Below are 18,039 nucleotides of genomic sequence, written 5' to 3' on the forward strand. Positions count from 1 at the left end.
CGCCGTGGACCATGGGCGCGCCTAGGTGAACCCTGTGCTACTCGGTTGGAATTGGCGAGCGAGACGCGTTCAGCCAAGCATGGCCCGGCCTCTCACCAACGGTTGATCGGCAAGATGTACATCTGGGCAATCTGCATGTGTGGCGGCTGCGACAGGGCGAACATCACCGAGCGCGCGATATCTTCCGGCTCCAGCGCGACCTTGTAGCGCTCGAAATATTCGCGCTCCACCTGCTCATCGCCGCGATGGCGCTTCCGGATGATGTTGGTGCGCGTCAGGCCGGGCAGGATCTCGGTGACGCGGATCGCGGTTTCGGCAAGATCGCCGCGCAGCACATCGGTGAACGCACGGATGCCGGCCTTGGACGCGGTATAGGCGGCCATGTCCGGCACCAGGCGAATGGCGCTGATCGAGCTCATATTGACGATGTCGCCGCGGTTGCATGCCACCATCTGCGGAAGGATGGCGCGGGTCACCCGCATCGTGCCTGCGAGATTGGTGTCGATGATGTTCGACCAGTCGTCGGCCGAGCCGATGTCGAAACGCGTGCGTCCGCCAATGTCGTGGCCCGCATTGTTGACCAGCACATCAATCGGCTGAATCGCCGCCGGAATCCGATCGAGCAGGCCATCGACGGTTGGCTTGTCGGTCACGTCGAGGCGGAGCGGGAATACCAGATCCGCCCCGAACTCCGCCGCCAATTGCCCGACGCTCGCCTCATCGATGTCCGCAGCGACCAAACGGTAGCCGGCCTGCACGAGCGCTGTTGCGATCGCCCGGCCTATGCCGCTGCCGGCTCCCGTCACAAGCGCGGTTCTGACCTCATCTGCCATAGCGTTTCTCGCCTCGCTCCCTTGCGTTGATTTGCAGCGCTGCATCCAGCGGCCATGGCCCCTGCGGTGGAATGGCCGAGGCAAACATAACTGATATCCGTATCGAGCCATTTCGCCCGGATCGGGAAATGGCAATGCTCCTGACAAGACAAAAAACGTCGGGGAAGCGGATCAGGGATGGCCTTGGATCGAGGAGGCGGTCGTTCTGCCGGACGTATGGCGGCAGTCAGGCTGAGGCTTACGCAGGAAGGCGTCGTGTTCCTCCTGGCGTTGGTCCTGTTCGTCATCTTCGCGGTGACGCTCGACAGGTTCCTGACGGCCGGCAATCTTGTGGCGCTGGTGCGCAGCGTCGCCATTCTCGGCATTCTCGGTCTCGGCATGGGGCTCGTGGTCATCGGCCGGGGCATCGACCTCGCCATGGTCGCGACCATGGTTGTTTCGGTCTCATGGAGCCTGGCGCTCGCCGATACCGGTCTGCCGCTCGGCACAGCGCTCCTCATCGGCCTCGTCTTTGCGATCGTCGTCGGGCTGGCCAGCGGAATCCTCATCGCCTACGCCACCATTCCTGCCATCTTCACGACGCTGGCGATGGGCCTGATCGTCTATGGCAGCGGCCGGGCCTGGCTGTTCCAGGTCGATGTCCAGAACACGCCAGCCAGCTCCGAGTTCTTCGACTTCCTCGCCCGCGCGACGATCTTCGGCGTGCCGATGATGATCGTCGCCTTCGCGGCACTGGCGCTGCTGGTTTGGGCGCTGCTCAAATGGACCCGCTTCGGCCGCTTCGTCTACGCGACGGGCGACAATCCGTCGGCGGCCCGCGTCGCCGGCATCCCGACGCGCCTGCTCGTCGTCGCGCAATATGTGATCACCGCGATCATCGCCTATCTGGCCGGCCTGATCATGGCAGCCGCCAATTCCGGCATGAGCACCCGCGTCTACAACTCCACCATGATCTACGACGTGCTGCTCGTCGTGGTGCTCGGCGGCATCGGCCTCAGTGGCGGGCGCGGCGGGGTGCGCAACGTGCTCGTGGGCACGCTTCTGGTCGGCATCCTGCTCAACGGCATGACGATCTTCGACATTGCCTACACCCAGCAGAACCTGATCAAGAGCGTCATCCTGCTCATCGCCATCATCATCGACAGCATCGTCAACCCGCGTGACGAGCAGACAGCGCAACAAGAACAAGGCGACATCTGACGTCACGGGCGGAAATACAACAATAAAGGGAGGACTATCATGAAATGGATGAAGCTTCTGCCGGCAGCCCTTGCTGTCGCCTGTCTCGCCACTGTCGCGCATGCCGAGGAAAAGGGTCTCGATAACCACGTCAAGCGCGACCCCTATTATGAGGGCCTGAAAGGCAAGAAGGTTGTCTTCGTGCCGCTCGCCATGGGCTTCGACCTGACCGAAGGTTGGGCAGCAATCATGCGCAAGCAGGCCGCCGACCTCGGCTACAGCTTCGAGATCCGTGATCCGAACTGGAGCACGGATGCCGGGACGCGGGCGATCACATCGATCATCGCCGAGAAGCCGGACCTCGCGATCATCCACAATCCGGACCTCCAGTCCTATGCCCGCCTCGAGCAGCGCATGGTCCAGGCCGGCATCAAGGTGCTGCAGGTCAATCTCGAAGCGACCGTACCGACCGACTATTATGTCGGCGCCGACTGGGTGAAGGTCGGCCTGATCGAGGCCGAGGCGCTCGTCAAGAAGTGCGGCACGGGCAGCGGCACGTCGGGCAAGGTCGCCATCCTCGAAGGCCAGCCGACCGCTGCCTCCAACCTCTACGAACTCTACGCCTACTATCACGTCTTCGGGCAGGATCCGGCGATCAAGATCGTCGCCGACCAGGCTGCGACCTACGATCCGGCCAAGGCACGCGCCATCACGGAAACGGTGCTGCAGCAGCATCCGGACCTCTGCGGCATCGTCGGCAACTGGGACAACCAGGACGTCGGCGCGGGCGCGGCGGTGGCGGCGGCCGGCAAGTCGGACCAGGTCTACATCGTCACCTCGGGCGGCGGCAGCAAGACGGGCTGCGACAATATCGAGAAGGGCCTGCTCGACCTGATCGTCAGCTATGACGTGCCCTTGCAGGGCGACGCGCTCAACCAGGCGATCGTGCAATTGCTTCTCTCGCCGGCCAAGGCGGGCGAGATCAAGTCGACCTATTTCACGCCGCTCACGCTCCAGACCAAGGACACCATCTCGCCGCGCAGCTGCTGGACCTTGGACCAGCTCAAGTAAGTACAGCGGGCGACAAGCGATCCGACAATGGCCAATCATAAAAAACTGTTTGTCGGGCTTCGCTCCCGGCTTCTCCCCGAGCATCTGCTCGGGGAGTTGTTGACCAAGCGCTGGATCGACAATGTCGTCCCGTTCTTCGCGCTCATCATCGCGATCGCGGTCTTCGGAACGCTGATCCCGGACTTCTTCTCCGCTTCGAGCCTTTCGGATTTCGGCCGGCAGATCGCCGAGTTCGGTCTGATCGTGCTCGGTCTGTCGATCGTCATGCTATCGGGCGGCATCGATCTCTCGGTGGCGTCGATCTTCACGCTGTCGGTGCTGGCCTCGCTGATCGGTACGAATGTCGAGGCATGGCCGACGCCGCTCGTCATCCTCGTCACGCTGGCACTCGGTGCCTTTTGTGGCGCGATCAACGGCTATCTCGTCGGCTATCTGCGGCTCCGTGCGTTCCTGACGACGCTCGTGACGCTGATGATCTTCCGCTCGATCTATGACCTCCTGTTCCTCAGCAAGTCGACGGCGATCATCTCGGGCCTCCCGGATTCCGAGCTGCTGTTCTTCATTGGCGAGGGAACCGTCTTCGGCATCCCGTTCTCGCTCCTCGTCGCTGCCCTGATTGCGATCGTCTGGCATGTCGTGCTTTCACGCATGCGCCCGGGCTGGCGTCTGACGGCTGTCGGCGGCGCCCGCCGCTCGGCCCACAATGCCGGCATCAAGGTGCGGCGCACGGTGTTCTTCGCCTATGTCTGGTCCGGTCTGCTCTGCTCGATCGCCGGATTCCTGTTCGCGGCGCGGCTCGGCTCGACGGGCGCCGATACCGGTGTCGGGCTTGAGGTTTCCGCGCTGACCGCGGCCGTGCTCGGCGGCAGTTCGATCGGCGGTGGACGTGGCTCCGTCGCCAAGGCGGTCATGGGCGCAGCCCTTGTCCTGCTCCTCACCAACAGCCTCGTCAATCTCGGCGTCAGCGGTCCCGTCACCTCGACCATTCTCGGCGCGGTGCTGCTGTTCTCCGTGTTCATCGACATGCGCTGGATGCGGCAGCGCAGCCGGTTGCTCGCCAAGGTCTATGTCTCGCCGGTCCATCTGGCGCTGCCCCCAGCGCCGGACACCACGGCGCCGGGTTCGCCCTATGCGCTCAACGACAAACTGCGCACGGTCGAGATCATCGGCCTCGGCGAGATCGAGGGGCCGGAGGATGTCATCCTCGACCGCGACGATAATCTCTATTGCGGCACCCGTCTCGGTGACATCGTCCGCTTTTTCGGGCCGGACCACACGCGCAGCGAGGTCTTCGCTCATATCGGCGGCCATCCGCTCGGCATGGCATTCGACCGGGCGGGCAACCTCCTCGTCTGCATCGGCGGCATGGGGCTCTACCAGGTCGCGCCCGACAAGACAGTGACCAAGCTGACCGACGAGACCAATCGCAGCCTCTTCTCGGTGGTCGATGATTCCCGGCTGCGCCTCGCCGACGATCTCGATATCGCGCCCGATGGCCGCGTCTTCTTCAGCGAGGCGACGATCCGCTACGAGCAGGAGGACTGGGCGACGGACGCGCTCGAGAGTCGAGCGAGTGGCCGGATGATCGTCTATGATCCGAAGCGCAACACGACGCGCACCGACATTCCGAAGCTGGTCTTCGCCAATGGCGTCTGCATGTGCCGCGACGGCCAGTCGTTCCTGTTTGCCGAGAGTTGGACCTGCAGCATCAGCCGCTACTGGTTCAACGGCCCGAAGAAGGGCAGCATCGAGCGCATCATTTCCGACCTGCCCGGCTATCCCGACAACATCAACCGTGCATCCGATGGAAATTACTGGATGGCACTGCTTGGCATGCGCACGCCGGCGCTTGACCTTGCCATGCGCATGCCTGGCTTCCGCCGCCGCATGGCGCGCCGGGTCGCCCCAGACCAGTGGCTCTTCCCGAACATCAACACCGGCTGCGTGGTGAAGTTCAGCGATACCGGCGAAATCCTGGAAAGCCTCTGGGATCTCGGCGGCGAGAACCATCCGATGATCACCTCGATGCGCGAGCATCGCGGCTGGCTCTATCTCGGTGGCGTCTCCAACAACCGGATCGGCCGCTACCGCATTCCCGGCGCCAATCCAGACTGGTGCGCGCAGGACGACTATTGGGGGCCGAGCCGATGATTTCCGCGCTCAAGCGAGCCTATGCCGAATTTCGCGGCTTCGATATCGATGGCCGCGCCATCCTGCCGATGGAAGGTCCACTCAAGCCGAACACCGCGCTCGACGATGCGGCCGTGGCTCTGAAACTGCCCGATATCGACAATCTGGTCGCGATATCCGGCGGGCTGGTCTGCTCGACCGGCGCCGAACTTCTGACGCTGGAACTCAGAGCCGATCCCGCCCGCAGGACGCCTGGCCTCGCCATCGCGGCGCGACAGACGCTGAGCGGGCCAATCTCGGCCATCGCCTCCGACGGAAGCGACGCGCTCGCTATCGGCATCGACGGCGCGGGCATCACGATCCTCGGCGGCCGGCATGACGGCACGATGATGCGCGAGGCCGGCGGCACGGCGCTGCGCTGTCCGACCGCAGTCCTGTTCGCCGGCGCCGATGTTCTGATCGTTGCGAACGGCTCGAACACGGTGAAGGCCTCGGACTGGAAGCGCGACCTGATGGGGCGCGGCAGGAGTGGCAGCGTCTGGCGGATTGAGTTGACCTCGGGGCGCGCGACGTTGATCGGCCGCGACCTCGCTTTTCCATCGGGACTGGCAGCCTCCGGCGACGACATTCTGGTCTCCGAGGCCTGGCGCCACAGGGTGGTGGCGTTTGGCGGCGGCCGGACGGATGCGGAGGTTCGGCTGGAGGATCTTCCTGCCTATCCGAGCCGCATCGTTCCGACGGCCGGCGGATTCTGGCTCTCGCTCTTCGCGCCGCGGAACGCGCTGGTCGAATTCGTGCTGACCGAAGACGACTATCGGAAGGAAATGATCGAGACGATCGATCCCGCCTATTGGATCGCACCGGCGCTGATGAGTGGCCGCAGCTTCCTGGAGCCGATCCAGGGCGGGGCCCGAAAGAAGCTCAACATGCTGAAGCCATGGTCGCCGAGCTGGTCCTATGGCCTCGTTGCGCTTTGTGACGAACGCATGCGGCCGCGCGCCAGCTGGCACAGCCGCGCCGATGGCCAAGTCCATGGCGTCACCTCGCTTGCCGAGCGCGCCGGCATTCTCTTCGTCGGTGCGAAAGGCGCGGGTGCCATCGTCGCGCTGGAGCCGGCTCGCATGACGGAGCGCCCCCTATGACTGCCTTCATCGAACTTCGCCGGGCGACCAAGGAGTTTCGTGGCATCCCCGCCTTCAAGGATGTCGACCTGACCCTCGAGCAGGGCGAAATCCACGCCATCGTCGGCGAGAACGGCGCCGGCAAGTCGACGCTCACCAAGATCCTGGCCGGCGTCTATCCGCTGACCGCAGGGGAGATGCTGGTAGACGGCAAGCCGGTGAAGCTCGCCTCGCCGGCGGAGGCTCTGGCATCCGGCATAGCCATGGTCTTCCAGGAGACCAATCTCGTGCCCTCGATGACGGTGGCGCAGAACATATATCTCGGCGACGAAAAGTTCTTCAACCGGCTGCGGAGCCTTTACATCCAGGCGCAGCGCTTCCTGCTGTCGCTCAACTTCTATGTCGATCCGATGGCGCTTGTCTCGTCGCTCGGCGCCGGCAAGAAGCAGATGGTGGAGATCGCCCGCGCCGTGCATCACCATGCGCGCCTCATCATCTTCGACGAGCCGACGGCGACGCTGACGCCGGAAGAAAAGTTCCACTTCTTCAACCTTGCCCGGCGCCTCAAGGAACAGGGCATGACCATCGTCTTCATCAGCCACGCGCTGGAGGAGGCCTTGATGCTCTCGGATCGCATCACAGTGCTCCGCGACGGCGAGGTGGTGGTCACCGACAAGACAGAAAACTTCGACCGGGAGCGCATCATCCAGGCCATGGTCGGCCGCACGCTTTCGGGCGAACTCTACAACAAAGCCGGCGGGCGCACGCCGCGGCCCTACGGCGAGAAGGTGCTGAGCATCGAGAACATCTCGATGGGCAATACCGTGCGCAACACCTCGTTTTCGGTCTATGCCGGCCAGGTGACCGGGCTGTTCGGACTGGTCGGGTCGGGACGGACCGAGACGATGAAGATCGTCGCCGGCGTGCTGAAGCGTGACTTCTTCCACGGCGGCAGCATTCGTCTGAACCGCCGGCCGGTGCGCTATGCGACGCCGCGTCCGGCCGTGCTCGACGGCATCGTCTACGTGACGGAGGATCGCAAGGTCGAGGGCTTCTTCGAGACGATGTCGATCGCCGGCAACGTTCAGGTCGGCAAGCTCGCCAAGGGCTATAATCCGCTCGCGGTCGTTTCCATGGCCGAGGCGCGTGATCTGGCCAAGGAGTGGTCGGCCCGTCTCGGCGTCAGGGCCATCGACGCGAATGCCCGCATCATCGAGCTCTCCGGCGGTAACCAGCAGAAGGTGGTCATCGCCAAGGCGCTCGTGCAAGCGCCGAAGCTCGTGATCCTCGACGAACCGACCCGCGGCGTCGATGTCGGCACGATCGTCGAGATCCACAACTTCATCAACCAGCTCGCCGACAGCGGCATCGCCGTCGTGATGATCTCGTCCTATCTGCCGGAGGTGCTCGCGCTCTCCGACCGCATCCTGATCTACCGGCAGGGCCGCGTCGTCGAGGAAATGGCGCCGGCCGAGGCGACCGAAGCGCGGATTATGTACGCCGCGGTCCATTGACCGCGGCGACAGGCGAGGTTTTCAGGCGGGAAGCCGGCTCGGCGGAACGTCGAGACGCACCGCGATCCCCTCGAGGTCTGGCCGGGCCGCCGGATAGAGTTGCATCACCAGTGGATCATGGCCGGGGATGATGTGCTCGGGCGTCGGCGCGAGCTGACGCACCCGGTCATAGCCCTCGATGGTATCGCCGATGTGAAACGCCGTGGTGAACGGCCGGCCGGTATCCATGTTCTCGAAGTAATGCGTGGCATCGGACGCCAGCACCACGCGGCCTCGCGCCGTGTTGACCGTCACGAACTGCAGACCGGCCGAATGGCCGCCAACCAGATGGACGCCAATGCCGGGCGCAAGCTCTGCGTCGCCGTTATAGAAGCGCACGCGGCCGGCATAGTTCAAGCGCACGACACCGACGACATCGTCGACCTCGAACGCATGGTTGAGGAAGGGATGGCGCATGTATTTGCCGGTGGCATAAGTCAGCTCCGGTTCCTGAAGGTGGAATTTTGCCCTAGGGAAGCGATCGAAATTGCCGACATGATCATAGTGCAGATGTGTCAGGATGACGTCTTCGACATCGTCCGCATCGATGCCGAACAGCTTGAGCGCGTCGACGGGATTGCGGAGATAGGTCCGTTTGCGCTCGGCCGATACTTCCTCGGTGAAGCCGCAATCGACGACATAGTGCTTGCCGTTGCCGATGATGAGCCAGAAGAAATAGTCCATCGGCATCGGCCCGTCATGCGGGTCTCCGCCGATGAAATTGTCCTGGCGACGGCCCGCCCGCGTTGCATAGCGGATGGCGTAGACCTCGTAGACCGGAAGATCCATGTCAGGCCACGCGCGTCAGGCGCATCAGCGCGCCGACATCATCCGTGCTGTCGAGGCTGTCGACCGCGGCCGCGAGGGCCGCCGCTTTCTCCGCCCCGATCGCCTCGGTGGCCGCAATGTCGAAGCGGCGGCGGATCAACGCCAGATCGGCGGGAATGACATCGGGCAGACGACGGGAAAGGCGGCGGCCGTCCTTCATCTCGACGACGACCTCGGCACCCTGCCTGGCGGGGAACGCGGCCGTCAATTCCGGGTCGACCTCTGCAGTGACCAGGGCCGCGAGCCTGAGAAGCGCAGGGTCGTCGAGATGCTGATAGCTGGTCTCGTCGATCTGCTTGCCGAGGATGGCACTTGCCACGGCATAGTGGATGCTCATTTTCGCCTGCAGGATGCGCGAGAAGGGGCCGGCATAGTCGCAGCCGGGATAGGCCTTGGCCGCCTGTGTCACCTTGGCGATGATCGAAACCACCTCACCGGGATCGATATCCTCGGCATTGGCGAGCGCGAGTGCGGCAAGGCTTGGTGTCTGCGCGAAATTGCAGACCGGCGCCGGCTTGAAGAACACCGACATGATCTCCGCCTCGCCGTCGAAGAGGCGCACATCCGGCGCCCGCTTGTCGGGACGATAGGCCGTGAAAAGGCCCGCCTCGCCATCCAGCGCCTTTTCCGAGCCATAGGCGCCGAGACCCGCAAGGCGCGCGGCGGTCAGCCCGTTGCGCGCCGCAAGACCAGCTTCGAAGAACATCTCGTCCGCGCCGGTGTGTGGCCATTGGTTCTGGCCGGCGACCATATTGGTGGCGAGCGATATGGCGTTCTGGGTCTTCTTCTCGTCATAGCGGAGCAGCGCGGAAGCCGCTGCGGCCGCCGCCATCGGGCCGCAAAAGCCGGTCGGACGGAAGATGCGGGCGAATTCCGGCGTCACGAGCGCGCGGCCGATGCGACCGCCGACCTCATAGCCGGTCACGGCTGCGGCGATGAAGGCGCGGCCATCGACTTTGTTCTCCTCGGCTAGAGCGAGAAGCACGGGCAGAACGACGATGCCGAGATGGCTGACGCTGCCGGTGTGCATATCCTCGCGCACCAGCCCGTGGCCGGCGACGCTGTTGGCAAAGACAGCATCCGGAGCCGGGACGGCGAGCGCCGTTCCCACAATGCTGCAGGGGCCGGCACCGTCTGTCGCGATCGCCTGGGCCTGACGCGCCCAGGGGAGATTGCGCGACTCGAACGCGCAGGCGAGAAAATCGAGCAGGCAGACCTTGAGCTTTTCCGTCGCTGCGGCCGAAACACCGACATCAAGTTGGCCGACAATGGCCGCGGCCAATCGCTCGGCAAGCGTCGGCGTCGATGGTGCAGAAGATGGCGGGCGAACCGCAGTCGCTGTGTCGGACATGAACCCCTCCCAAGGTCAGCGCGCTCCCGGAATTCCGGGCAGGGATGTCAAACGGCCGCGCTGCCGCCGCCTTCGAGAATGGACTGGACCTCATCGCGAATGAGGCGGGTGATCAGCCGCGTCGCAACGCTCATCGGCCGCTGCGTCGAGGTCGCGAGCAGCAGGTCGCGCCGAAGCGTCGGATTGGTCAGCGCCCAGCGGCGGATGCGGCCGGCGCTGAGCAGATGCCGCACCGCGCCATCGGAGAGCACGGTATAGCCGACGCCGCGTTCGACCAGGCTGAGTGTCGCCGGCATCGCGTCGACCTCGAACTCGACATGCGCTGCGAGGCCGAGCTTTTCCAGCTCGCTGTCAATCAGCACGCGCAGCCCGTGCGGTCGCGCCGGCAGGATGACGGGAATTTCGGCAAGCCGGGCGGTTTCGATAGTGTCGCCACCAAGACCGGCGGGGTCGTCCACGGGGCCGAGCAGAATGAGGTCGTCGGAGAACAGGGGTTCCGTCGTCAGCGTTGGCCGGCGCGGCGCCTGGTAGACGATGCCGATATCGATCTGGCCCGTCGAAAGCCATTCGGCGACATGGCCACTGAACCCCTCGACGAGATGCAGCACGATATTCGGGAAGGCCTCGCGGCAACGCAGGACCAGCGGGCCGGTCAGCACCCAGCCGATCGACGGCGGCATGGCGATGGTGACGCGACCTTGCGGCATCGAGCGCAAGGCGCCGATCTCGGATTGGGCACGCTCGACCAGGTTGACGATCTCATGGGCGTAGCCCTCCAGCATCTTGCCGGCTTCCGACAGGACCACGCCGCGGCCATTGCGGTAAAGCAGCTCCACCCCGAGCTCTTCTTCAAGCAGCTTGATCTGACGGCTGAGGATCGGTTGGGCAATCGAAAGCCGCACGGCGGCCTTCGAAAAGCTCCCGGACTCGGCGACTCCAAGGAAGAAGCCGAGCTGCTTCAGCTCCATTGAATGAACTCCCCGATCCGTTGTGGAATTCATCGGATAGTACGACATTGTCAGGTATCCACAAACCCGGGCCGGTTGCGCCTATCTCTGGACAAATGGATTGGCAACCTCGCCAATCGTGTCGATCCAGACGCTCTTCTCCTGCAGATATTCGCGTATTGCCGTCAGCCCGCTTTCGCGGCCGATGCCGGAACGCTTGTAGCCACCGAATGGAGAGAGGTAGCTCGTCGCGCGATAGGAGTTGATCCAGACAGTCCCCGCCTCGAGGCGCTGCGCCAGCGTGAACACCGTCTTGATGTTCTGCGACCAGACACCCGCGGCAAGGCCGTATTGCGTGTCATTGGCGATCTCGATCGCCTCCTCGTCATCATCGAAGGCGATGACGGAAAGGACCGGGCCGAAGACCTCTTCCTGGGCGATGCGCATCGACGGCTTTACATCAGCGAAGATCGTCGGTTCGACGAACCAGCCATTGCCGCATTCGGGGCGCGAGGCCTGACTGCCGCCGAGGACAGGGCGTGCGCCCTCCCCCTTTGCGATATCGATGTAGTCGAGCACCTTCTTGAATTGGGACCGCGTCGTGATCGGGCCGACCTGGGTCGTTTCGAGAAGCGGATCGCCCATGCGGGCGGTGCGGCCGAGTTCGACCAGTTTGCCGACGAACTCATCCTGGATGGAGCGATGGACAAGCGCACGCGAGCCGGCGATGCAGGTCTGGCCGGTCGCCGCGAAAATGCCGGAGACGACGCCTTTGACGGCATTTTCGAGGTCGGCATCCTTGAAGACGATATTGGCCGATTTGCCGCCGAGCTCGAGCGTCACCGGCTTGATCGAACGGGCGGCGAGCTCATAAACGCTCTGACCCGTGCGATCACCACCGGTGAAGGCGATCTTGGCGACATGGGGATGGCTGACCAGCCGCTCGCCGATCTCGCTGCCAAAGCCGGTCAGGACGTTGACGACGCCCGGCGGGAAACCCGCCTTTTCGAACAATCTGGCGAATTCGAGCGCCGAGACCGAGGAGAATTCCGACGGCTTCCAGACGATCGTATTGCCGGCCGCGAGCGCGGGCGCGAGCTTCCACGTCGCCAGCATCAGCGGCGAGTTCCACGGCGTGATCGCCGCCACGACGCCGAGCGGCTCCTCGCGCGTGAAATTGATCATGCCCGGCTTATCGATCGGGATGACACGCCCCTCGACCTTGTCGGCGAGGCCGCCGAAATAATGGAACCACTGCGGAATATAGCGCAACTGAGCGCGCATCTCCGTGATCAGCTTGCCATTGTCGCGCGTCTCGATCTCGGCCAGACGATCGGCCTCGGCGGCGATCAGGTCGGCAAGCCGACGCAGCAGGGCGCCACGGGCCGTAGCGGTGAGCCCCGCCCAGGACGGCGCACGGAAGGCCTTGCGGGCGGCCTCGCAGGCGCGGTCGACATCGTCGGTGGTCGCGCGCGGCACCAGCGCCCAGGGAGCGCCGAGATACGGATTCTCGGTCTCGAAGCTCTCGCCACCGGAGGCGCCGACCCATGCGCCGCCGATGAGCATCTTGTAGTCTTGCATCGTGCTCTCCCGGCTTGGCGCTCGCGCCTCAACCCGCCTTTTCCACCTCGGCGAAGGCTTCACGCGCAATGCGGAAGGAATCGACGCCCGCCGGAATACCGGCATAGATCGCGACCTGCATGAAGACTTCGCGGATTTCGTCCTTGGTCACGCCGTTCTTCAGCGCGCCCTTCACGTGCATCTTGAGCTCGTGCGGACGGTTGAGGCAGCTGATCATGGCGAGATTGAGCATGCTGCGTGTCTTGTGACTGAGACCCTCGCGGCCCCAGCATGCACCCCAGCAATATTCCGTCGTCAGTTCCTGCATCGGCATGTTGAAGTCGTCAGCCGCAGCGAACGCCTTCTCCACGAACTCCGCGCCGAGGACCTTCTTGCGGATCTCGAGACCGCGGTCGAATACTTCCTTGCTCATGGCAATCTCCGATAGTCGCTACGCGACTTTGTTTGTCGTCCGGAAACGTGATGGTATCGCTGTCGTGTTCCGCTCAACCGCGAACTTCGACGCCGGCCCATTCCTCGATGACCCGCGCCATGGAGGTGAAGTCCGAAGCGGGGCCGTACTTGGCGTTGGTCACTGCGAGCATCTGACGAACCACCGCCCCAACCACCATCGGGACACCCATGGACTCGGCCTCATCCACGCAGAGCCGGACGTCCTTGTACGACAGCCCGGTTGCAAAGCCGAAGTCGAATGTGCCCGGCAGGATCGAGCGGGGGAACTTGTCCTGGGTGGCGCTGTTCCTGCCACTGCCGGCATTGATGATGTCAAGGAGAACGTGCGGATCGATCCCCGCCTTGACGCCCATCACCATCGCCTCGGACGAGACGGCCATGGCGGCGGCGGCGAGCAGGTTGTTGGCGAGCTTCGCGACCTGCCCGAGGCCAGCCTTTTCGCCGACGAAGAAAATCTTGCCGAAATTCTTGAGCAGGCCTTCGACCTGATCGAACGCAGGCCTCGGACCCGAGGCCATGACGGCAAGCGTGCCTCCCTTGGCGCCGGCGATGCCGCCCGACACGGGCGCGTCGATCCAGGCGATGCCCCGCTTCTCGAGGCCGCTCGACACCCGGCCGGCCATGCCGGGGCCGGACGTCGACAGGTCGATGACCGTCTTCACGCGCTGGCCTTTGCCGATGCCGTTCAGCACGACATTCTCGACGACATCGGGCGTCGGCAGGCTGACGAACACGACGTCGGCCTTGTTGCCGATATCCTCGGGCGAGGCTGCCGTATCGGCACCTGCATCCTTCATCGGCGCCATGGCGGCTGCGGAATTGTCAAAGACGCAAAGCGCGTTGCCGGCGGCTAAAAGCCTGCCGCTCATCGGGCCTCCCATACGTCCGAGCCCGACGAAGCCGATTACTTGGTTCATGGAAGTGCCTTCCTTGGAAGCTCGCTCGAGCCGAGCCGAATGTTTGTTTCCGACAACCTAGCCCAACTGCCAAATGACCGTACGTCCATGCCCGACATAACAGAAATGCCTTGCCGGGCACGGGCTGGAGCGCGACCAGACGGGCGCGGATGGCCGGCCTGCACTTAGCGGACCTTGCTCGTCTCGCCGCCCGCGAGGGCCAGTTCCACGACATGGAGATCGGCCTTGGTACGGCGCGACGGGAACGTATCCTTGAGGCGATCCTCATGGATGGGAATGACGCGCTTCGTTTCGCCGCCTGTCTGCTTCAGCATGTCGGCGCTGCAGAGGAGGAGATTGGTCTGGCTGCCGACAGCGAGCCCGATCGGGACCAGATGGGGATCGTTTTTGTCGAGGCCGGTCAGGTTGTCATAGGTGTAGATGTTGTCACCGGCAAAGACCCACGCATCCTGGCTGTTGCGGGCGCCATCATTGCGGATCGTCACATACATCGAGCCCCAGGTATGGGTGTCCGCGGCGAGATGCAGGTCGATGCCGGGAAGAATGTCCTCGGCATCGCCATCGATGACGACCATGCGATCCTCGCGGGCAAGCCGCGCCGCCTTCATGATGTCGGCAGGATCGGCGGCGCCGACGAGGAAGCGGAACTCGGGCCCAAGGGTCAGCGCCCAAGCCCATTTGTCGAGCTCACGCTTCTGGATGTAGAAAGTCGCATTGGGGAAGAGATCGAGGCCGCCCATGTGATCGAAATGGGCGTGGGTGATCAGCACGCGCGTGACATCCGCCGGCGTTACGCCGCATTCGGCCAGCACTTCGTCGGGCCCGTGATAGTTGGTCACGCCATAGAGATCGGCAAGATACTTGCCATATTCCTTGTGGTCGTAACCCGTATCGATGAGGATGACCTCGCCGTTGCCTTTGAGGAGGGCATAGGCATAGGGCAGGTTACGGATGCCATGATATTGCGGCCCGTAGAGCATCACGCTCTGCGGGAACGTATTAACAGCCGCATAGTCCAGGACCCAGATCGAATAATCAGCCATATTCCTCCCCCGGCGTTCTTGTTCTTTGGTCTTCTAGGGCGATGCCGAAGCTCCGCTGTATCGCAGCAGGCCATGGTTGGCGCAGCAGGCCTGGCTGAAATCGACCGGTTCGAAGCCCGGCAGGTTGCGTGACACGATCTTCAGGTGATGCTCGGCCTGTTCGAGCAGGGCGAACATCGCCTCGTCGTCCGGACCACCACGCGCGAGAGCGGCATCGACGGCCCGGTCCAGCGACGAGCGGGCGGCGTCCAAATGCGAGAAATGATGGGCGGCCCTGACCGGCGCGGCAAGTGCGGCCGTCGCGCGGGCTGATTCACCGAGCGCCAGGCGCGCTGCCTCCACCGGTCCATAGTCGACCGGAATCCTCCGCCCGGTCAGGCGCTGAATCTGGAAGGCGGCAAGCTGAACCAGCGCGCGTTGCATCTCCTGGAAAGGGTGCTTCGCATCAACTGCGTATGCGGCCAGTTGCGGTGATAGGCTCATGATTTGAGGCTAGCAGACGCCCCCGCGGGGCACACACTCTGTGGCAGGAATAGCAGTTATCGCGAAACAGGCCGCGACAGGTTTTCGGAGCGGCGGCAATGTCATGCTCCCAAGAAACTCTACGCCAACCGATCGTTCGGGGAGGAAATCCAGTTGAAGGCTCCAGAGAGGCAGACGCCCGGCGTCTACAAGCGCCGCATCGGCGACGCGATGGTCACTGTCATCAATGACGGTTTCCTCGACATTCCCTTCGAGATTCTGCGCGGAACTGAGCTCGACGACATGAAGGAGCTGATGCAGGCAACCTTCCGCAGCCATCCGCCGAGACTGACTGTCAATGCCTTCGTCATCGAGACGGGCAAGAACACGGTGCTCGTCGATGTCGGCGGCGGCTCGACCACGGTCTATTCGATGGGCCTGCTGCTCGATAACCTCGAATCTGCAGGCTTTGCGCCTAATGATTTCGATACGGTTCTTCTGACCCACATCCACCCGGATCATTCCAGCGGTCTGCTTGGCCCGAGCGGCGAGGTGCTGTTCCCGCATGCCGAGATCGTGGTCAACGAAGACGAGCTGAATTTCTGGTCCGACCCGGCGCTTCGCGATGGCCGCTCGGCGGCGGCGACGCCCTATCTCGATTCGGCCGACATGGTGATCGAGGCCTATCGCGAGCAGTTCCGCCCCAGCCGCGAGGGCAGCGTGCTGCCGCATATCTCGTTGCTCGCTTTGCCGGGCCATACGCCAGGCCACAGCGGCTACGAGATCGAATCGGCGGGCGAGACGCTCGTGATGTGGGGCGACACGGTGCATGTGCCGGAGATCCAGATCCCCCGCCCCCAGGTCACCAGCGAATATGATGTCGACGAAGGCCTCGCTCATTCGAACCGGCGCCGGATTTTCGAGTATGCGGCGAAGGAGGGGCATCTGGTCACCGGCGGCCACCTGCACCTGCCGGCCTTTGCCCACATCATTCCCGATGGCCAGGGGTTCCGTCTGGTCCCCGAGCCGTGGGCCGTTGTCGTCTGATTTTCCGATGCGGGCTTGAAGCCCCGGCACTAATGGCCGGGACGTCCCATCAACGCAAAAGACCGGCCGCCGGGTGCACCCGGTGGCCGGTCTTTCGTTAGCTGGCGCTTCGGGCGTTTGGCTGCCCGCTGCCTGCCGAACCTATTGCAGTTCGGTCCAGCTCTTCGTCGCGGTGTCGTATTTCACGAGCGACACCTGGTCCTTGGTGATCGTGATGTGGTTCTTCTCGTCGAAGCCAAGATCGCCGGTGATGCCCTTGAAGCCCCGCACGGCATTGAAGCCCTTCTGCAGCGCTTCCGGCTCGGTCGACTTCACCGCCTCGATCACCTGCTTGAGCATGATGATCGAATCATAGCTCGTCTCGGCGAAGGGCGAGGATTCGAGATTGAACTTCGCCTTGTAGTCTTCGCGGAACTTCTTCAGCTCCGGGCTTGGATGAAGGCCCGAGGTCAGCGCGGCCGTGATCGTGCCTTCGGCGAGGTCGCCTGCGAGCTTGGCGAAGGTATCGTCGGCATTGGTCTCGTCATTGCCATAGACGGTAGCCTTGTATCCGACTGCCTGCAGATCCTGCAGGAACGCGGCCTGGTCCTGCGGTGTCAGCCAGACATCGACGCATTTGATGCCGGCGTCCTTGATCGCCTGCACCTCGGGCATGAGGCCCGCAGTCGCGCCTGTCGACCAGTTCTCGGTGATCGAGTGGTCGAGGGCGACCTTCTGTCCGGCCGCCTTGTAGACCTGTTCGATGCCGTAAAGGCCGCCCATGCCATATGTCGACGGGTCATGCAGGACGGCGAGGCCATCCGGGCAGTTCTTCAGCGCATGCTCGCCAATCTTGCCGCCCCAGGCGAACGTATTGAGGCCGAAGTCGAAAACCCAAGGGTTTGGCGGGCCGTCCGGGCCGTCCGGATTGACTGTAAGCCCGCCATCGTCGACGACGCCGATGGTGGGGATCTTGTAGCGGATGGCGAGTTCGGCCGTGGTCGGGCCGGTATCCGGCGAACCGGCGATGGCGACGGCGCCATTGCTGACGAGCTTGGCGAAGAACTGGCCGGACAACGTCGCCGACGCGTTGTCATTGTAGGATTCGAGCTTGATCTTGCGGCCCATGACGCCGCCGGCGGCGTTGATCTGCTCGACGGCGAGCGTCGCGCCATTCAAGGTCGCCACGCCGGTCGAGCCATAGGCGCCCGTCGTGCCGGCGATGAGGCCGACAAGGATGTCGTCCTCCGCATGCGCCGACGAGGCCGCGGCGATCAGCGCCGTCGAGGCAACGAGTGCCGCCTTCATCATCCTGGTTTTCATGAGACTTCCTCCCTTGGAAGATCGGACATCGTCACGCGCCGCGGTCCGCTCCCAACCGGCTGCGTCTGTCCTCCTCTTCGTGCTCTCGCGGTGCGCCGGCATTGTCAACGCGTCCCCGGGGACGCCTCGCGGCGGGGAGAGCGCTGCGGATCTGATATCGCAGCGCCGAAGGAGCGATCTCACAGCCGGCCCTGCCAATCGACTGGCGGGCAAAGGCCAGC

The 18,039-nt window shown here is 63.9% G+C and carries 16 protein-coding genes; 6 read left to right on the top strand and 10 right to left on the bottom strand.

The annotated features are described in order from the left end of the window. Positions 1–92: 92 nt before the first annotated feature. Positions 93–833 (bottom strand): SDR family oxidoreductase, encoded by a 741-nt coding sequence (locus tag LB518_RS11190; RefSeq protein WP_224577429.1) that lies wholly within the window; start codon positions 831–833, stop codon positions 93–95. A 216-nt stretch (positions 834–1,049) separates the two neighbouring features. Here LB518_RS11190 and LB518_RS11195 point away from each other — a divergent pair, with 216 nt between their 5' ends. The 5 genes from LB518_RS11195 to LB518_RS11215 are packed head-to-tail and all read left to right on the top strand — an operon-like array spanning position 1,050 to position 7,848. Continuing rightward, complete coding sequence (locus tag LB518_RS11195) at positions 1,050–2,033, top strand: ABC transporter permease (protein ID WP_224577431.1); 984 nt, start codon at positions 1,050–1,052, stop codon at positions 2,031–2,033. Between the two features lie 39 nt (positions 2,034–2,072). Then, a complete protein-coding gene (locus LB518_RS11200; RefSeq protein WP_224577432.1) occupies positions 2,073–3,083 on the top strand; it encodes a sugar ABC transporter substrate-binding protein in 1,011 nt (336 codons plus the stop codon). Positions 3,084–3,110: 27 nt separating this feature from the next. Continuing rightward, positions 3,111–5,234, top strand: a complete 2,124-nt coding sequence (locus LB518_RS11205; protein WP_224577434.1) for an ABC transporter permease — start codon at positions 3,111–3,113, stop codon at positions 5,232–5,234. Next, positions 5,231–6,355 carry a hypothetical protein gene (locus LB518_RS11210; protein ID WP_224577436.1) on the top strand — a complete coding sequence of 375 codons (1,125 nt, stop codon included), beginning with the start codon at positions 5,231–5,233 and terminating at the stop codon, positions 6,353–6,355. Before LB518_RS11205 ends, LB518_RS11210 begins: the two co-directional genes overlap by 4 nt. Then, a complete protein-coding gene (locus tag LB518_RS11215; RefSeq protein WP_224577438.1) occupies positions 6,352–7,848 on the top strand; it encodes a sugar ABC transporter ATP-binding protein in 1,497 nt (498 codons plus the stop codon). Before LB518_RS11210 ends, LB518_RS11215 begins: the two co-directional genes overlap by 4 nt. A 21-nt stretch (positions 7,849–7,869) precedes the next feature. Here the strand turns inward: LB518_RS11215 and LB518_RS11220 are convergent, their stop codons facing one another. From LB518_RS11220 to LB518_RS11255, 8 genes are all read right to left on the bottom strand, one after another. Next, positions 7,870–8,676 (bottom strand): N-acyl homoserine lactonase family protein, encoded by an 807-nt coding sequence (locus tag LB518_RS11220; protein WP_224577440.1) that lies wholly within the window; start codon positions 8,674–8,676, stop codon positions 7,870–7,872. A 1-nt stretch (position 8,677) separates the two neighbouring features. Then, positions 8,678–10,066, bottom strand: coding sequence for an MmgE/PrpD family protein (locus LB518_RS11225; protein ID WP_224577442.1), 1,389 nt, complete (start codon positions 10,064–10,066; stop codon positions 8,678–8,680). A gap of 47 nt (positions 10,067–10,113) precedes the next feature. Beyond that, positions 10,114–11,034: a LysR substrate-binding domain-containing protein gene (locus LB518_RS11230; RefSeq protein ID WP_224577443.1), complete on the bottom strand. Its 921-nt coding sequence runs from the start codon at positions 11,032–11,034 to the stop codon at positions 10,114–10,116. A gap of 81 nt (positions 11,035–11,115) precedes the next feature. Then, positions 11,116–12,594 carry an aldehyde dehydrogenase gene (locus tag LB518_RS11235; protein WP_224577445.1) on the bottom strand — a complete coding sequence of 493 codons (1,479 nt, stop codon included), beginning with the start codon at positions 12,592–12,594 and terminating at the stop codon, positions 11,116–11,118. Positions 12,595–12,622: 28 nt separating this feature from the next. Further along, complete coding sequence (locus tag LB518_RS11240; protein ID WP_224577447.1) at positions 12,623–13,006, bottom strand: carboxymuconolactone decarboxylase family protein; 384 nt, start codon at positions 13,004–13,006, stop codon at positions 12,623–12,625. Between the two features lie 73 nt (positions 13,007–13,079). Continuing rightward, positions 13,080–13,964, bottom strand: a complete 885-nt coding sequence (locus LB518_RS11245; protein ID WP_224577449.1) for an NAD(P)-dependent oxidoreductase — start codon at positions 13,962–13,964, stop codon at positions 13,080–13,082. Positions 13,965–14,128: 164 nt separating this feature from the next. Further along, entirely contained in the window at positions 14,129–15,007 is an 879-nt protein-coding gene (locus LB518_RS11250; RefSeq protein ID WP_224577451.1) for an N-acyl homoserine lactonase family protein, read from the bottom strand. A gap of 33 nt (positions 15,008–15,040) precedes the next feature. Beyond that, positions 15,041–15,430, bottom strand: coding sequence for a hypothetical protein (locus tag LB518_RS11255; protein ID WP_224577452.1), 390 nt, complete (start codon positions 15,428–15,430; stop codon positions 15,041–15,043). A 213-nt stretch (positions 15,431–15,643) separates the two neighbouring features. Here LB518_RS11255 and LB518_RS11260 point away from each other — a divergent pair, with 213 nt between their 5' ends. Beyond that, complete coding sequence (locus tag LB518_RS11260) at positions 15,644–16,516, top strand: MBL fold metallo-hydrolase (protein ID WP_224577454.1); 873 nt, start codon at positions 15,644–15,646, stop codon at positions 16,514–16,516. A 141-nt stretch (positions 16,517–16,657) separates the two neighbouring features. Here LB518_RS11260 and LB518_RS11265 read toward each other — a convergent pair whose 3' ends face one another. Beyond that, a complete protein-coding gene (locus tag LB518_RS11265) occupies positions 16,658–17,818 on the bottom strand; it encodes an ABC transporter substrate-binding protein (protein ID WP_224577456.1) in 1,161 nt (386 codons plus the stop codon). Positions 17,819–18,039: the final 221 nt, after the last annotated feature.

Origin of the sequence: Mesorhizobium sp. BR1-1-16, from assembly GCF_020165495.1 — a bacterium.
Taxonomy (GTDB): Bacteria; Pseudomonadota; Alphaproteobacteria; order Rhizobiales; family Kaistiaceae; genus Kaistia.

Excerpts from the sequence above, each read along its gene's own strand:
- LB518_RS11245 (WP_224577449.1), bottom strand. The coding sequence starts at position 13,964 with ATGAACCAAGTAATCGGCTTCGTCGGGCTCGGACGTATGGGAGGCCCG.
- LB518_RS11250 (WP_224577451.1), bottom strand. The coding sequence starts at position 15,007 with ATGGCTGATTATTCGATCTGGGTCCTGGACTATGCGGCTGTTAATACG.
- LB518_RS11265 (WP_224577456.1), bottom strand. The coding sequence starts at position 17,818 with ATGAAAACCAGGATGATGAAGGCGGCACTCGTTGCCTCGACGGCGCTG.
- LB518_RS11200 (WP_224577432.1), top strand. The coding sequence starts at position 2,073 with ATGAAATGGATGAAGCTTCTGCCGGCAGCCCTTGCTGTCGCCTGTCTC.
- LB518_RS11205 (WP_224577434.1), top strand. The coding sequence starts at position 3,111 with ATGGCCAATCATAAAAAACTGTTTGTCGGGCTTCGCTCCCGGCTTCTC.
- LB518_RS11215 (WP_224577438.1), top strand. The coding sequence starts at position 6,352 with ATGACTGCCTTCATCGAACTTCGCCGGGCGACCAAGGAGTTTCGTGGC.
- LB518_RS11255 (WP_224577452.1), bottom strand. The coding sequence starts at position 15,430 with ATGCAACGCGCGCTGGTTCAGCTTGCCGCCTTCCAGATTCAGCGCCTG.
- LB518_RS11235 (WP_224577445.1), bottom strand. The coding sequence starts at position 12,594 with ATGCAAGACTACAAGATGCTCATCGGCGGCGCATGGGTCGGCGCCTCC.
- LB518_RS11195 (WP_224577431.1), top strand. The coding sequence starts at position 1,050 with ATGGCGGCAGTCAGGCTGAGGCTTACGCAGGAAGGCGTCGTGTTCCTC.
- LB518_RS11210 (WP_224577436.1), top strand. The coding sequence starts at position 5,231 with ATGATTTCCGCGCTCAAGCGAGCCTATGCCGAATTTCGCGGCTTCGAT.
- LB518_RS11225 (WP_224577442.1), bottom strand. The coding sequence starts at position 10,066 with ATGTCCGACACAGCGACTGCGGTTCGCCCGCCATCTTCTGCACCATCG.
- LB518_RS11230 (WP_224577443.1), bottom strand. The coding sequence starts at position 11,034 with ATGGAGCTGAAGCAGCTCGGCTTCTTCCTTGGAGTCGCCGAGTCCGGG.
- LB518_RS11240 (WP_224577447.1), bottom strand. The coding sequence starts at position 13,006 with ATGAGCAAGGAAGTATTCGACCGCGGTCTCGAGATCCGCAAGAAGGTC.
- LB518_RS11220 (WP_224577440.1), bottom strand. The coding sequence starts at position 8,676 with ATGGATCTTCCGGTCTACGAGGTCTACGCCATCCGCTATGCAACGCGG.
- LB518_RS11190 (WP_224577429.1), bottom strand. The coding sequence starts at position 833 with ATGGCAGATGAGGTCAGAACCGCGCTTGTGACGGGAGCCGGCAGCGGC.